General features: G+C 60.8%; 10 protein-coding genes. 3 read left to right on the top strand and 7 right to left on the bottom strand.

Features of this window, described 5'->3' with window-relative positions; all coding sequences use genetic code 11:
* The first annotated feature begins 36 nt into the window (after positions 1 to 36).
* Positions 37 to 300: a DUF4404 family protein gene (locus tag QRN48_RS23225; protein ID WP_285353561.1), complete on the top strand. Its 264-nt coding sequence runs from the start codon at positions 37 to 39 to the stop codon at positions 298 to 300.
* A 485-nt stretch (positions 301 to 785) separates the two neighbouring features.
* Here the strand turns inward: QRN48_RS23225 and queF are convergent, their stop codons facing one another.
* From queF to QRN48_RS23200, 5 genes are all read right to left on the bottom strand, one after another.
* Positions 786 to 1,616 carry an NADPH-dependent 7-cyano-7-deazaguanine reductase QueF gene (gene queF / locus QRN48_RS23220; protein ID WP_285353559.1) on the bottom strand — a complete coding sequence of 277 codons (831 nt, stop codon included), beginning with the start codon at positions 1,614 to 1,616 and terminating at the stop codon, positions 786 to 788.
* Between the two features lie 118 nt (positions 1,617 to 1,734).
* Positions 1,735 to 2,265, bottom strand: a complete 531-nt coding sequence (copI, locus tag QRN48_RS23215; protein ID WP_285353557.1) for a copper-resistant cuproprotein CopI — start codon at positions 2,263 to 2,265, stop codon at positions 1,735 to 1,737.
* A 3-nt stretch (positions 2,266 to 2,268) separates the two neighbouring features.
* Positions 2,269 to 3,513, bottom strand: a complete 1,245-nt coding sequence (locus QRN48_RS23210; protein ID WP_191945175.1) for a lipoprotein-releasing ABC transporter permease subunit — start codon at positions 3,511 to 3,513, stop codon at positions 2,269 to 2,271.
* A 90-nt stretch (positions 3,514 to 3,603) separates the two neighbouring features.
* The gene (lolD, locus tag QRN48_RS23205; protein ID WP_162835386.1) at positions 3,604 to 4,287 is read right to left on the bottom strand and encodes a lipoprotein-releasing ABC transporter ATP-binding protein LolD; all 684 of its coding nucleotides are present in this window, start codon (positions 4,285 to 4,287) and stop codon (positions 3,604 to 3,606) included.
* A 7-nt stretch (positions 4,288 to 4,294) separates the two neighbouring features.
* Positions 4,295 to 5,545, bottom strand: a complete 1,251-nt coding sequence (locus tag QRN48_RS23200) for a lipoprotein-releasing ABC transporter permease subunit (protein ID WP_037009259.1) — start codon at positions 5,543 to 5,545, stop codon at positions 4,295 to 4,297.
* A 148-nt stretch (positions 5,546 to 5,693) separates the two neighbouring features.
* Here QRN48_RS23200 and QRN48_RS23195 point away from each other — a divergent pair, with 148 nt between their 5' ends.
* Both QRN48_RS23195 and QRN48_RS23190 read left to right on the top strand, forming a co-directional pair.
* Positions 5,694 to 6,287 (top strand): PilZ domain-containing protein, encoded by a 594-nt coding sequence (locus QRN48_RS23195; protein ID WP_037009257.1) that lies wholly within the window; start codon positions 5,694 to 5,696, stop codon positions 6,285 to 6,287.
* 30 nt (positions 6,288 to 6,317) lie between these two features.
* Positions 6,318 to 7,040, top strand: a complete 723-nt coding sequence (locus QRN48_RS23190; RefSeq protein ID WP_037009255.1) for a glycerophosphodiester phosphodiesterase — start codon at positions 6,318 to 6,320, stop codon at positions 7,038 to 7,040.
* A 42-nt stretch (positions 7,041 to 7,082) separates the two neighbouring features.
* On the opposite strand, the gene sthA is transcribed toward QRN48_RS23190, so the two are convergent.
* Both sthA and QRN48_RS23180 read right to left on the bottom strand, forming a co-directional pair.
* On the bottom strand, positions 7,083 to 8,477 hold the full coding sequence (sthA, locus tag QRN48_RS23185) for a Si-specific NAD(P)(+) transhydrogenase (RefSeq protein ID WP_037009253.1): 1,395 nt from the start codon (positions 8,475 to 8,477) through the stop codon (positions 7,083 to 7,085).
* 240 nt (positions 8,478 to 8,717) lie between these two features.
* Positions 8,718 to 13,289: a dermonecrotic toxin domain-containing protein gene (locus tag QRN48_RS23180; protein ID WP_285353550.1), complete on the bottom strand. Its 4,572-nt coding sequence runs from the start codon at positions 13,287 to 13,289 to the stop codon at positions 8,718 to 8,720.
* Between the last annotated feature and the right edge of the window lie 190 nt (positions 13,290 to 13,479).

Raw genomic sequence — 13,479 nt, 5'->3', positions numbered from 1 at the left:
GTCCATCGTGGGACTAATCAGAGTAAGGAACACCTCATGTCCGTCAGTGACTTGCAACTACAACTCGACACCCTGCGCGAGCAGCTTGAGCAGAACCCGCAACTCACTGTGGAGGAGCGCGCGAACCTCACCGACGTCATGGAGCAAATCCAGGCGCAGCTCGAGCTTGAAACCGTCAGCCAGGATCCGAGCATATCCGACGGCGTGAACCTGGCGGTTGAGCGCTTCGAGGTCGACCACCCGACCATCGCTGGTACGTTGCGCAATGTTCTGGTGACGCTGGGCAGCATGGGGATCTGAGAGGAATCCGCCGGTGGGCGCGCCTGGCGCTGAATGACGTTTCTGCAGCAGCTGGCTTGATGGCGAACGCCACACACCTGTAGGAGCCGGCTTGCTGGCGAATGCCACATCTCTGTAGGAGCCGGCTTGCTGGCGAATGCGGTGGATCAGTCCCCGCCCAGCGCCTTGACGATTGGGTTCGCCAGCAAGCCGGCTCCTACAAATTATTCATTCTCTCATTATCAGCGGTCTCTTCTCCAGATTTTAAACTACCGGCCCGGGCCCTTTCGCGCCGGTCTCTCTGCTGGCGAACGCCACATCCCTGCAGGAGCCGGCTTGCTGGCGAACGCCACACACCTGTAGGAGCCGGCTTGCTGGCGAACGCGTTCTGGCTGTCGAGGACGATGTTGAATGTGCCGGCCTCTTCGCGGGCAAGCGCTCCTACAGGTGATTCGACATCCCGTATCACCTGCGGCGAACACGGCTTCGGCAGATGATTCGTCGGGTCACTGCCGTGCGAGACGTCCATTCTCCAGGGTCAACCCTTCGGTGCTGCGGTAGGGGTTGATGTCCAGCCCGCCCCGGCGCACGTAACGCGCGTAAACGGTCAATTTTTCCGGCTTCAGCAGGCGTTGCAGGTCCATGAAAATGCGTTCGACGCACTGTTCATGGAAATCCGAATGCTGGCGGAAGCTTACGATGTAGGCCAGAAAGCTTGCGTGATCCAGTGCCGCGCCCCGGTATTCCACGGCTACGCTGCCCCAGTCTGGCTGGCTCGTTACCGGGCAGTTGGACTTCAGCAGGTGGCAGTGCAGGGCGTCGTCCACTACGCGTGATTCATCGCAATGCAGCAGCTCGGGCTGCGGGCGGTCATAGCTGGTGATCTTCACATCGAGATCATCAATACACACGCCCGGTACCGCAACGATCCCCTCGGCTTCAATGTCATTGAGGCTGCGGATACGCACGCCCACCGGCTTGCCAGCGGCGGCCGACAGGTCTCTCTCCAGCGTGACGACGAGCTCGTCCCGGGAGGCAAATGCGGTCTGATTGAGCGAATTGAGGTACAGCTTGAAGGACTTGGATTCGATGATATTGGGCGAATCGGCAGGAATGCTGAACTCGCCGATGGCGACCACCGGCTTGCCGGATGGGAGCAACCAGGACAGCTCATAGCAATTCCAGAAATCGACGCCCTGGTAAGGGAGCGTTTCTGCAGTCAACCCCAGCTCTGCCCACTTGGCGGCGCGGGGTATCGGGAACAGCAAAGACGGCGTGTATGTCGCAATGTATTCGCTGGACTTGCCCAGCGGCGAGTGTTCGGCTGCGGGATGCATGGCGGGACCTGAACCTGAAAGCGGCGATAAAAAAACCAAGGTCGCGCAGTTTATCGGGTTCGGCCCCTGTTTTCAGCGATTACTGAGACTTTCAGCGTTAACTCAGACCATTCAGTGGTTACTGACTGATCGCAACCTTGCCAACCATGCCCGCCTGATAATGGCCGGGGATGTTGCAGGCGAACTCCAACCCGGTGGCGTCGGCAAACGTCCAGGTCAGCTCGGCAGTCTTGCCGGGCTCAACCAGCATACTATTGGGATCGTCGTGCTTCATGGCGCCGTCACCGTGCGCCATTCCATGGTCCATGCCGGTCATGTCGTGCTTCATGCCCGTGGGCGTCAGCATCCCACTGGCTGCCATTTTCAGCATTTCCTGCTGATGCGCCGCATGCATCGCGGCATCGCCGAGATTGAATTCGTGAAGCAGCTGGCCCTTGTTGACCAGCACGAAACGCACGGTTTCGCCCTTTTTGACGTTCAGCGACTTGGGCTCGAAATACATATCGCCCAGCGTCACCTCGACGGTGCGTGTCGCTTTCGCGGCGTCGCCGGGATGGCCGAACGCAAAATGCTCCCCCGTGGACGCCTGCGACGCCACGCTTACACTCAACAGCACAGCCGCTGCACAAAGACGAAACAACATGGGCATCTCCTACTCGTAGCGCAACGCATGAGCCGGCTGGATCTGGGCGGCGCGATAGGCCGGATAGATCGTTGCCAGAAAGCTGAGGATGAACCCCGCACTGCAAATCAGCACCACGTCGCTGCCTTCAAGCTGCGACGGCAAGTTGCTGATGAAATACACGTCCGAGGTGAAAATGTGCTGCCCGGTCACGCGTTCGACCCAGCCGACGATCTGGCTGACGTTGATCGCCGCGATCACGCCCAGCACGCCGCCTATGACCGTACCGACAATGCCGATCACGGTGCCCTGCACCATGAAGATGGTCATGATCTGTCGAGGTGTCGCGCCGAGGGTGCGCAGGATGGCGATGTCGGCGCCCTTGTCGTTCACCACCATGATCAGCGTGGCAATGATGTTGAAGGCGGCCACGGCGACGATCATCAGCAACAGCAGACCGATCATGGTCTTTTCCATTTTCATGGCGCTGAACAGACTGCCCTGGGTGTGGGTCCAGTCATCTGCCTTATAGTCCGCACCGAGCCCGGCGACAATGGCGCTGGATACCTGCGGCGCTGCGTACAGATCGGTCAGCGCAAGGCGCACGCCTTGCACCTGGTTGGGTTGCCAGCGCTGAATAACGGCAGCATCGGCGACGTTGACCAGCGCCATCGAACCGTCCAGCTCGGCACCGACCTTGAACACCCCCACCACGGTCAAACGTTGCAGACGCGGCGTAATGCCACCGGGTGCGCTGCTGATCTCCGGAACGATCAACGTCAGCTTGTCACCGACGTTCAGGCGAAAGCGCCGGGCCGTGATTTCGCCGATCACCACACCGAACTCGCCGGGTTTGAGGTCCTGCAACCGCCCCTGCACGATGTGCTGGGTCACGATCGACACCTTCGATTCCAGCGCCGGGTCGACGCCGTTGATCTGAATGGGCTGCATCGAGCCTTTGTACGAGAGCATGCCGTCCATTTCAGTGAACGGCACGGCCGCGATCACTTGCGGGTCCTTGAGCGAAGCCGTGGCGGCGGGCTGCCAGTCGTCCAGCGGTTTGACACCCGAGATCACGGCGTGGGGAACCATGCCGAGGATGCGCGAACTCATTTCCTTCTGGAAACCGTTCATCACCGACAGCACCACGATCATCGCCAGCACGCCCAGCGCCAGCCCGATCATCGAGGTCATGGAGATGAACGAGATGAAGTGGTTGCGACGCTTGGCCCGGGTGTAGCGTGTCCCGATAAAGATGGATAACGGTCTGAACATTCGTGGAGCACCGTAACTGAAACGACTAAAAGTAGAAAACGCCGACGCGCGGGTTATCGTCGACAACCTGCGTGCATCGGGATGCGCGGCTCAAGCCTGGACCAGACGGCCCTCTTCGAGACGCCATACGCGGTCCATCTGGCGGGCCAGCGTCATGTCGTGAGTCACCACCAGAAACGCGGTGCGCGACGACGTACTGAGTTCCAGCATCAGGTCCTGAATGCCCTGGGCAGTATGAGAGTCGAGGTTGCCGGTGGGCTCGTCGAGCATGACCAGACCCGGCTGATTGACCAGCGCCCGCGCGATGGCCACCCGCTGACGCTCACCGCCGGACAATTCCGAAGGCTTGTGCGCCAGACGGTGCTTGAGCCCTACCCGCTCAAGCAGTGCGGTTGCGCGCTGACGCGCTTCCGGAATCGGCGTCTTGCCGATCAGTAGTGGCATGCAGACGTTTTCCAGCGCGGTGAATTCGGGCAGTAGATGGTGGAACTGGTAGACGAAGCCCAATGCGCGGTTGCGCAACAGGCCCCGGGCCTTTTCGTTCAGCGCCGACAGCTCTTCTCCCGCCAGCCAGACACTGCCTTCGGTGGGCGTGTCCAGACCGCCGAGCAAGTTGAGCAAGGTACTTTTGCCGGAGCCCGAACTGCCGACGATTGCCACACGCTCACCCGGGTGCAATTCCAGCTGAAGGCCTGACAGGACCACGACGGATTCCGGACCTTCCTCGTAGGATTTGCCCAGGTTGCGGCAGCTCAGTACAGCTTTATCACTCATGCCCGACTCACTCATAACGTAGCGCCTCCGCCGGCTGGGTGCGCGCCGCACGCCAGGCTGGATACAGGGTGGCGAGGAAACTCAGAACCAGCGCCGCGCCGCATACCAGCAGCACGTCCTGGGTCATCAATTGCGATGGCAGATAGTCGATGAAGTAGACATCCGCATTCAGAAACTTGTGGCCAATCAGGCCTTCCAGCGCCGAAATCGCCGAACTGACATTCAAGGCCGCAAGGATGCCGACGCCGGCGCCGATCAGTGTACCGACGACACCAATGACGGTGCCCTGGACCATGAAAATCGCCATGATCTGGCCCGGAGTGGCCCCCAGGGTTCGCAGGATGGCAATGTCACCGCGCTTGTCGTTGACGACCATGACCAGGGTGGAAATGATGTTGAACGCCGCGACGGCGACGATCAGCAGCAGGAGCAGACCAATGATGGATTTTTCCATGCCGATGGCCTGGTACAGGTTGCCGTGGGTGCGGGTCCAGTCACGCGAATAATACTGGTGCTCGCCGAGGTTCTGCGCGATGTCGTACGCCGTACGCGGCGCCTTGAACAGATCGGTGAACTTCAGACGCAAGCCCTGCACCTGGTCTGGCTTCCAGCGGTGCAGCCGCGCCAGATCCTGCAGGTTGGTCACACCCAGATAACCGTCCAGTTCGCCAGCGCCGACATGAAAGATGCCCACCACCGTGAAGCGCTTCATGCGCGGGAACATGCCGGCCGGAGTCACAGTGACTTCAGGTGAAACAAAGGTCACCTTGTCGCCCATGCCGACCCCCAGCTTGGTCGCGGCCTTGTCGCCAATCACCACGCCGAAGCCGCCCGCGACCAGGTCATCGAGACTGCCCTGCTTCATGAAGCCGTCGATGATCGACACCTTGCGCTCCTGCACAGGGTCGATGGCGTTCAACAGGATCTTTTGCACGTTGCCATTGTTGGTCAGCAGCCCTTGCATCTGGATGAACGGCGCAACCGCTTCCACCTGCTTGTTCTGTTTGACGCGGGCCGCGAGGGCCTGCCAGTCGTTGATCGGTTCGCCGGACTCGATGGTGGCGTGGGGCACCATGCCCAACACGCGAGTGCGCATCTCGTGGTCAAAGCCGTTCATGACCGACAGCACGACGATCATCACGACCACGCCCAGGGCGAGGCCGATCATCGACGTCAGGGAAATGAAGGAGACAAAGTGGTTACGGCGCTTCGCACGGGTGTAGCGCGTGCCGATGAATACAAAAAGAGGTCTGAACATTTAGGCGCTTGTTCGGAGGAATGGGAACGTCCTTGTGGCGGGCCTGGGCAAGCGGCTTTACACTCGAATCAGCGCTGAATCACACTCGTATCAATGAGCTGTGATTTTAAGCAATCACTCTGACAACCGCCGCTACCATGGGTTAGCCATGCCGACACTAGATGAAGAAGAACGCCGCGAATACTACCGTATCGAGGACAGCGTCGCACTGGAAATTAACCGCATCGGCGGTCCCGACACGGGCGACGCCCCCGGCTTGCACGACACGTCCACGCTCTTCGATCTGCTAAGCGAATTGCATGTCGCCGAGTTCGAGTCGCAGCACCTGCTGCGTCAACTGGACGATCGCGACCGCACCACCAACAGCTTTCTTCGCGCCATGAGCAAGCGCATCGACCTGCTTGGGCAAGTGGTTGCGCACACCGCGCTGGGCAAGCTGGGCGCCCCGCAGCGCGTGATCATGTCCGAAGGCGGTCTGCAATTCGAGACCGCCCAGCCTTTTCCGCCCGGCACGTTGTTGTCGGTGAAAATGGTGCTGATGCCCCAGGCCTCAGGGATGCTGTTGCGCGCCCGCGTGACTCAGTGCCACGCGTTGAATGTCGGCGATTTTGATGTCGGCATGGAGTGGATCGACCTCACGGACGCCCAACGCCAACTGCTGGCCCGACACATCCTGCAACGACAAGCCGCGCAACGACGACTCGCGCGCGAGCAGAACGACCCTGACATGAAGCCAGACTGATCCAGCCCCTACGCCTACCAAGGAGTGATTGTGACCATTATTTACGGCCACCGCGGCGCCAAGGGCGAAGCACCGGAAAACACCCTGACCAGTTTCCAGGAGTGCCTCAAGCACGGCGTCAAGCGCTGCGAACTGGATTTGCACTTGTCCCGCGACGGCGAATTGATGGTCATCCATGACCCGACCCTCAAGCGCACCACAGACCGGCGCGGCAAAGTGGTCGAGCACGATGCCGCCGACCTTGTGACCTACGACGCGCGCAAGGGCGGGCCGGGCTGGGTACAACCCTGCCCCATTCCTCGTCTGGAAGAGTTGTTCGAGAAGTGCCCGTTCGACCACTGGCAGCTGGAAGTCAAAAGCGCATCGCGTACCCGGGCTGCGACGACGGTGCTGGCCATCCGCGAAATGGCCCAGCGCCACGGTTTGCTGGACAAGGTGACGATTACCTCCAGCTCCAGAGAAGTGCTGCGCGCAGCACTTGAGCTGACTCCGGACATTTCACGCGGGCTGGTCGCCGAATACGCCTGGCTCGACCCGCTGAAGGTTGCCCAGGGTTATGGCTGCGAATTTCTAGCGCTGAACTGGACGCTGTGCACACCCGAGCGCTTGAAGAAAGCTCAGAATCAGGGGCTGCATGTGTCGGTCTGGACAGTCAACGAGCCCGCACTGATGCGCAGGCTCGCTGACTTTGGCGTTGACAGCCTGATTACAGACTTTCCCGGTTTGGCCAGCGCCACCCTTGGGAAATACTGAAATCGGTCTCCCCGACCGGCTCAGGCCACCGGCCGGAGCCGGTCAAAAAAGCCGGTTAAGGCCGTCGTAGGCCGCGACCCGATAGGCCTCGGCCATGGTCGGGTAGTTGAAGGTGGTGTTGACGAAGTACTTGATGCTGTTCGCCTCACCCGGCTGGTTCATGATGGCCTGGCCGATGTGCACGATTTCCGATGCCTGGTCGCCGAAGCAATGCACACCGAGAATCTGCAGGGTCTCCCGGTGGAACAGGATTTTCAGCATGCCGACCGGCTCGTTGGAGATTTGCGCCCGGGCCATGCTTTTGAAAAACGCCTTGCCCACTTCGTACGGCACCTTGGCCACGGTCAGATCATGCTCGTTCTGACCGATGGAGCTGATCTCGGGGATGGTGTAGATGCCGGTCGGCACATCATTGACGAAGCGCCATGCGCCGTTGTCGACAGCGCTGCCAGAAGCCGAACGCCCCTGGTCATAGGCCGCACTGGCCAGACTCGGCCAGCCAATCACGTCGCCGGCGCCATAGATGTTGGGCTGGCTGGTGCGGTAGGCCTCATCCACATCGATCTGGCCACGGCCGTTGGCTTTGATGCCGACGTTCTCGAGACCCAGCTTGTCGGTGTTGCCGGTGCGACCGTTGCACCACAGCAGGGCATCGGCCTTGATCTTTTTACCGGACTTGAGGTGCAGGATCACGCCGTTGTCGAGCCCTTCAACGCGCTCGTATTCCTCGTTGTGGCGCACCATCACATTGTTGTTGCTGAAGTGATAGCTCAAGCCCTGAGAGATTTCCGAATCGAGGAAGCTCAGCAGCTGGTCGCGGTTATCGATCAGCTCGATCTCTACTCCCAGGCCGCTGAAGATCGACGCGTATTCGCAGCCGATCACTCCGGCGCCATAGATGATTAGCTTGCGCGGGGTGTGACCCAGGCTGAGGATGGTGTCGCTGTCGTAGATGCGTTTATGGGAGAAGTCGATATCGGCAGGACGATACGGCCGCGAACCGGTCGCGATGATGATCTGATTGGCGACCAGTTTTTCAACGACGCCCGATGTACACACGACATCGACGCTGCGCTCGTCGGCGAAGCTGCCGGTGCCGAAAAACACGTCGACACGGTTGCGCGCGTAATAACCGGTGCGCGATGCCACTTGCTTGTTGATGACCTTCTCGGCGTTTTTCAGAACGTCAGGGAAGGAGAACCAGCGTGGCTCACCAATGGCCCGAAACATCGGGTTGGTGTTGAACTGAATGATTTGCTTGACGGAGTGACGCAGCGCCTTCGACGGGATCGTGCCCAGGTGGGTGCAGTTGCCGCCGACCTGCCGACGGCTGTCGACCATGGCCACTTTACGCCCGGCCTTGGCGGCGTTCATCGCCGCGCCTTCTCCCGCCGGGCCTGAACCCAGCACCACCACGTCGTAGTTGTAGACAGCCATGCGTACTCCTCAGAACTGGCCGAGACACCACTCTGGTGGCTCTGGCTGAATCATGCCGCAGCGGGCGGCATGCAGGATCGAAACTCGCGGCGCAGTCTAATCCCGTCGAACGAAAACGACCATTAACCCTTGGTCGCGTCCGTCCGCCCGAGTGATCTGTGCCGCCGCCAGCCGAGCCACTGACAGGACGCTGTCGGCGGATGGCTGGGGGGAAGCCTTTTCCGGCGTTATTCTGGTGGATCAGTCGGCCAGATGCAAAAACAACCGCTGCGCCGGTTCCCTGCCGATGGCGCTGCGGTAAATGCTGACCACCTCCTTGTTATCCCTTGCGGCCTTGAGAAGCGCCCTGTAGCCCATGAGCCGTTGTTCGGGCAGCTTCAGATGCGCAGCCGTAAAAGCGTTCGCCGATGCATGCTCTGTGGCGTAATGAAAATGTGCCCACCACAGCACATTGCCGTCCCTGTCACGAATTACGTATTCCTGCACGAAATCGTTCCGCCGCGCACCCGACATATTCTTGAGGCCGTCAATCCGGGCGATGTCCACTTCCCGCTGCCGGTGCAGATAACTGATCCGGCTGGCCGTGGGTGGCTGGCGCTTGATCATTTCGATACGCAAGGCCCGGCCTTGCTCACGCAGCCGCGCTTCAGCCGCACGAAGATCGGCCAACAGCACTGGCAGACGCTGAACGTCCATTTCCTCCGGCCCGGGTTGTTCGGCACTGGCCTGAAGTTTCGCTGCCAGCTCGCCTATCTTGTCAGCCTTGAAACAAAGGATGTCTTCCATGTCCTCAGGCTCACTGGCGCGACGCGATTGTCGAACGGCGTTGGCAATGTCGGGTTCGACCCGTTCAAGCAATGCACGGCCGCGACGCATGAGGTCTGACAACGGCACGATGCTTTCACGGGTGCGCAGCCCGGGACGTTGATCCTCCAGCTCTACCCACTCCCCTTCAGCGTGCTGGTGATAGGAACCGATGACCCGGTCACCGCTGGCCGCCTTGACCTCGACGACCTCGCCCAGCAAAGGCTCGTGACCTTCGCGCACCCGGCCAATCAGCGTGCGCTGCCCGCGGGTCTTGATCACCCGCTTGCGCGTCTGGGTCAGTCTGGGCACGTATTCGGCCGGCGTGTCGGCCGGTTCCTCACTCTCGCGAATGAGGTCCGAAAGGCGGTGCTCGGCACGGTCAGAAATGGCCGACAGATCATCGATGAAGCGCTGGAAATGCGCCATGTCGACCGTTTCCGGCTCGCTGTCGAACGCCGCCAGCGCGACCATCGAGGCACGGTCATATTCGCGAAGCGAGCTTTCCAGCACGCTGATCTGTTCGAGGTGGGTGTAATCGTTGGGCTTTTCCAGTTCCGCCTGAGACGTCAGCGCCGCGTGCAGAGGGCCGTCGTTGAGCAGACGCTTGAGGGAGACCGCTGCACTGCCATCGAGAATAACCTCGACACTGAAACAGAGCTCCAGGGACGACCACATCCGCGCTGCACGCCATTCCACGTGCGCGAACATCCGGCTGTTATAAAGCTCCAACGCTTCCTTGCGCCAGAATTCGTCGCCCACTTTGGGGACGTTGCGCATTCTCTGCCACAAGGCCTCCCTGACGGACGACCAGTGAACCCCCGTGTTCTGCAACAACAGCGTCTTTTCAAAAAGCGCCCGGTATACCTCGACGTTGCTGGCGGTGACGGTGGTGGACAAGGCGTGCATTCTGGCCAGGTCCTCTTTGGCCAATACCAGCATATCGCTCAGCAGCACGCCCTCCAGCAGGCAGATCCGGCGGACCACACCCTGCAAATCCTTGGCGTAGGACTTGTCACTCGAGCGGTCGGCGGCGCGCAATTGCTGATCGAGTTCATTTTTGCGATCAACGATCTCGACGACCGCCCGAATGTCAGCCTCCATTTCGGCAATCACCGCCGGATGCTGTTCGATCGGCACGCCATCAAGACGGTCATCGTTAGCTACAATCCTGCTGTACAGCGCGGTCTGACGGTCGAGCAGTTCGATTTTTTCAGTGGTCACCTGCTTCAGCCGCGCGGCATTTTCCGCGGCCAACTGGCGGGCGCTGCGCTTGGGTCCACCGCCGCGAAGGCGCAGCCTTAGGTCCAGACACCAGCGATGGCCTTGCCTGACGAGCCGCGGTCCTACGTTCTCGGGATTATTTGGATCGACGACCAACACCTCCTGGTCGTCGAGCAAAACCTGAAACACAGCGTCGTCGACACGCGCATACCAATGGCTGTTGTGTCCATACAAACCTTCGGTGATGCCTGTAACTGAAGGCTCTGCCAGCGCCGGCTCCGGGGCGATCCTGAAAAGGGCAAGCGAGGCCTTCTGGGCATCGCTCAGGGTTTGATCGAGTCGTGACCATCTGAAGTCCAGCAACGCCTTGGGTCGGTCAGGCACCGGTGGAGCCTGTGGCTCTGACTTTGAGTCGGTCGGGGAAAGCAGCGGCGCAAGCTTTGGCCGGGCCGGGGTGGCGGTTCGTCCGCGCTTGAATGGTCCGCCGTCATTGCGCGCGGAGGCCAGGGCGTCGCCGAGCCCCACGTGCAACAGCATCATAGCCGCCGTCAGGAGTATGTTTGGGAGCGACTCCCCCATCTCGCTGCCCTCACCCCCGCCGCCCGCACTCAGTGCGCCTTGCGCCTGGGTCAGTAATTGCACCAGCCACAGCGCGTTGCCCAACGGCCCGGAGATAAACGGCATGACCGAGTCCAGCGTGAGCCAGCCAGCGCGTTTGAGCAGCGCCCAGCGACTCTCGGCGTTGGAGGTGGAGTTGCGGTCTGCCAGCTCGACCAGCGCCGCCGCGTCAGCGATGAACAGCGCTACGAGCGGATCCCCCATCACTTTATCGAACGCCCATTGCGCAGGCGACGGATTTTCGAGCGGTGCGAACTCCGAACCCTGGCCGAAGCGCACGATATGAGGCTGATTGAAACCGCCGTTGGCGTATCTCAGTCGGGCATGGTCGCTCATCCAGGTCAGCACCTCGTCCTGCAGCTCCCCTGGCTGGACAATGGCCGTACGCAACGCCTCCCATGAGTTGAACGCCGTCAGTGTGTGCAAAGAAAGAGGTCGATACAGCACCACGGGACCTTTTGCAGTATCGCGGTCGGCGATCACGAACATATTCGCGGCTTTGTCCGCCGCAGCGCCGGCGGTGGCTCGAAAAGCCAGTGGACGAAGCGTTGTGTCGCGCAGCCCGGGGGAGCGTTGCGCCGGGTTCTGCATGAGCGCATCGACCAGCGCATAGGCGCTCGCGCCGAACTGCCTGCCGCTGCGGATCTTCAGCTCAAGCGCCCGAAGCGGCAGCTGGGTGCGCAGTTGGTCGATATAGAGCAGTTGGCGCCGATTGGCCTCCAGCGGATCCGTCACCAGATAGCGTGACACCAGCGCCGGGTAGGTGCGCCCGATGTCGACCTGACAAATCAGCAATCTGAGATAGTCCGCGCTGAACCACCCGGGTGTCGGGCTGCCGCTCCGCTGCACGACCCTCAACGCACCGGCTGGCTGGCCCGACAGATTTGCCAGGGCGAACTCGGCGACGCTCATGCGCACCGGTTCGACCGCTCCCGCTGCCACCACCTGGCCGCCACTGGGTACTGCGACGGCGACCACATGTTCAATCAGCACGTCTAGATCGGCGATCTGAATGTGCGTGTCCTGCGGGTGGTCGGCCAGCAGCGCGCGCTGCAATTGCTGCTCGGCAAAGGCCAGCAGCGACGGCAGGTCATCGTTGAAGCGCCTGCCACCTGCCTTTGCCTGCGCGTTGGCCAGTGCAATCAGTCGACGGCTGAAATCCTGACGGTCCGTCGGGCTGGCCGTCCGCAACCAGTCGGGCAGCGGGTCCGGGCGCTCTGGCTGGACAACGAGCGGCAGCAGATACGGCGAGATGTCCGTGGCTGCAGCCAGGCGGTGATCGAGGTCGGCAAAATCAATCGCAACTTCACTGGCGCGTTCAACAGCGTGCAGCTGTCGTTCGAGGATTACCTGCGCCAATGCATCGAACAAAGGCCCTTCAGGCTCACGCAGCTCCAGCCTGGCGTCGCTCGGGACAGGCTGTGCAGCCATCAAACCGGACGTCAGTGCAACCAACGAAGAATAATCGCTGAGCCCGGCAGGCTCCCAGGCAAAAAACTGCTCTATGCCACGCCAGAAACCAGTGGCCGTCAGTATTGGCAGCGCTACGTCGTCGCAATGTTCGCCTGCTGCCACACACGGAATGCTTGCCTGGATGACCGCGTCTGCGCCTTCCTCAGTGATGCGCAGCATGAAGTCGCGCTGGGTTTTGTCGGGGAACTCAGCCACCGCCCGCAAAAATGCCCGGCTGTCTTCACTTATCTCCGGTGCGTCGACTGCAGCACTCGAGAGATTGCAAGCAAGCGCGGCCGATACGCACGCCCAGGGGCTAAGCCCATCGGCATTCGCCGTGCCCCAGAATTCGACGAGGGCCCGCTGAAAGTGGTCGCCGAGGCCCAGTGCAACAGCATCCAGCAATGCGTTGAGCTTATCGAAATCAATCGGGGTCGGCACGCCTCCTTCTGCAGCGGGGTTCAGCAGCAGCGTGTTGGCTTCGTTGCGCAGACGTGGCGTTTTACCGCTGCTGATAGCCTGCTGAAGATTACGCAACAGAGATTCGGCACGCCGCTCGCCTTCGGGCGTCGTGCGGGTGATGACACAGATCTCGGGGTCGATTTGAAGATCGGGGAATTGTGCTTGCAGCGCTTTGCGCAGCTGCTTGACCGCTGTTTCACGCAGCGTTGGACGCTGGGTGAAGCGGTCAATGACATCAAGATTGGGGCTCATGTGGAGGTTAACTCGTCCGTGATACGAAAAACTCGGTGTCCTTGGGGACATTGAGTAAAAGTGCGGCGAGTTAACGTGGTTACGGCCTCTGCCCTGGCATAGATAAATATTTTTTTGCGGGCGCCAAGCCGGCATCGGCTTTCGCGCATGGGGCATTCTCATTGCCATCCGCGGTCTTTACACATATCGT

Origin of the sequence: Pseudomonas sp. ME-P-057, assembly GCF_030208975.1 — a bacterium.
Lineage (GTDB): Bacteria > Pseudomonadota > Gammaproteobacteria > Pseudomonadales > Pseudomonadaceae > Aquipseudomonas > Aquipseudomonas lutea.
This window is presented reverse-complemented; position numbering and strand designations above follow the sequence as displayed.

Coding starts and splice junctions, on each gene's coding strand:
- QRN48_RS23195 (WP_037009257.1), top strand. CDS start 5,694: ATGCCGACACTAGATGAAGAAGAACGCCGCGAATACTACCGTATCGAG.
- QRN48_RS23200 (WP_037009259.1), bottom strand. CDS start 5,545: ATGTTCAGACCTCTTTTTGTATTCATCGGCACGCGCTACACCCGTGCG.
- queF (WP_285353559.1), bottom strand. CDS start 1,616: ATGCATCCCGCAGCCGAACACTCGCCGCTGGGCAAGTCCAGCGAATAC.
- QRN48_RS23225 (WP_285353561.1), top strand. CDS start 37: ATGTCCGTCAGTGACTTGCAACTACAACTCGACACCCTGCGCGAGCAG.
- QRN48_RS23180 (WP_285353550.1), bottom strand. CDS start 13,289: ATGAGCCCCAATCTTGATGTCATTGACCGCTTCACCCAGCGTCCAACG.
- sthA (WP_037009253.1), bottom strand. CDS start 8,477: ATGGCTGTCTACAACTACGACGTGGTGGTGCTGGGTTCAGGCCCGGCG.
- QRN48_RS23210 (WP_191945175.1), bottom strand. CDS start 3,513: ATGTTCAGACCGTTATCCATCTTTATCGGGACACGCTACACCCGGGCC.
- lolD (WP_162835386.1), bottom strand. CDS start 4,287: ATGAGTGATAAAGCTGTACTGAGCTGCCGCAACCTGGGCAAATCCTAC.
- copI (WP_285353557.1), bottom strand. CDS start 2,265: ATGCCCATGTTGTTTCGTCTTTGTGCAGCGGCTGTGCTGTTGAGTGTA.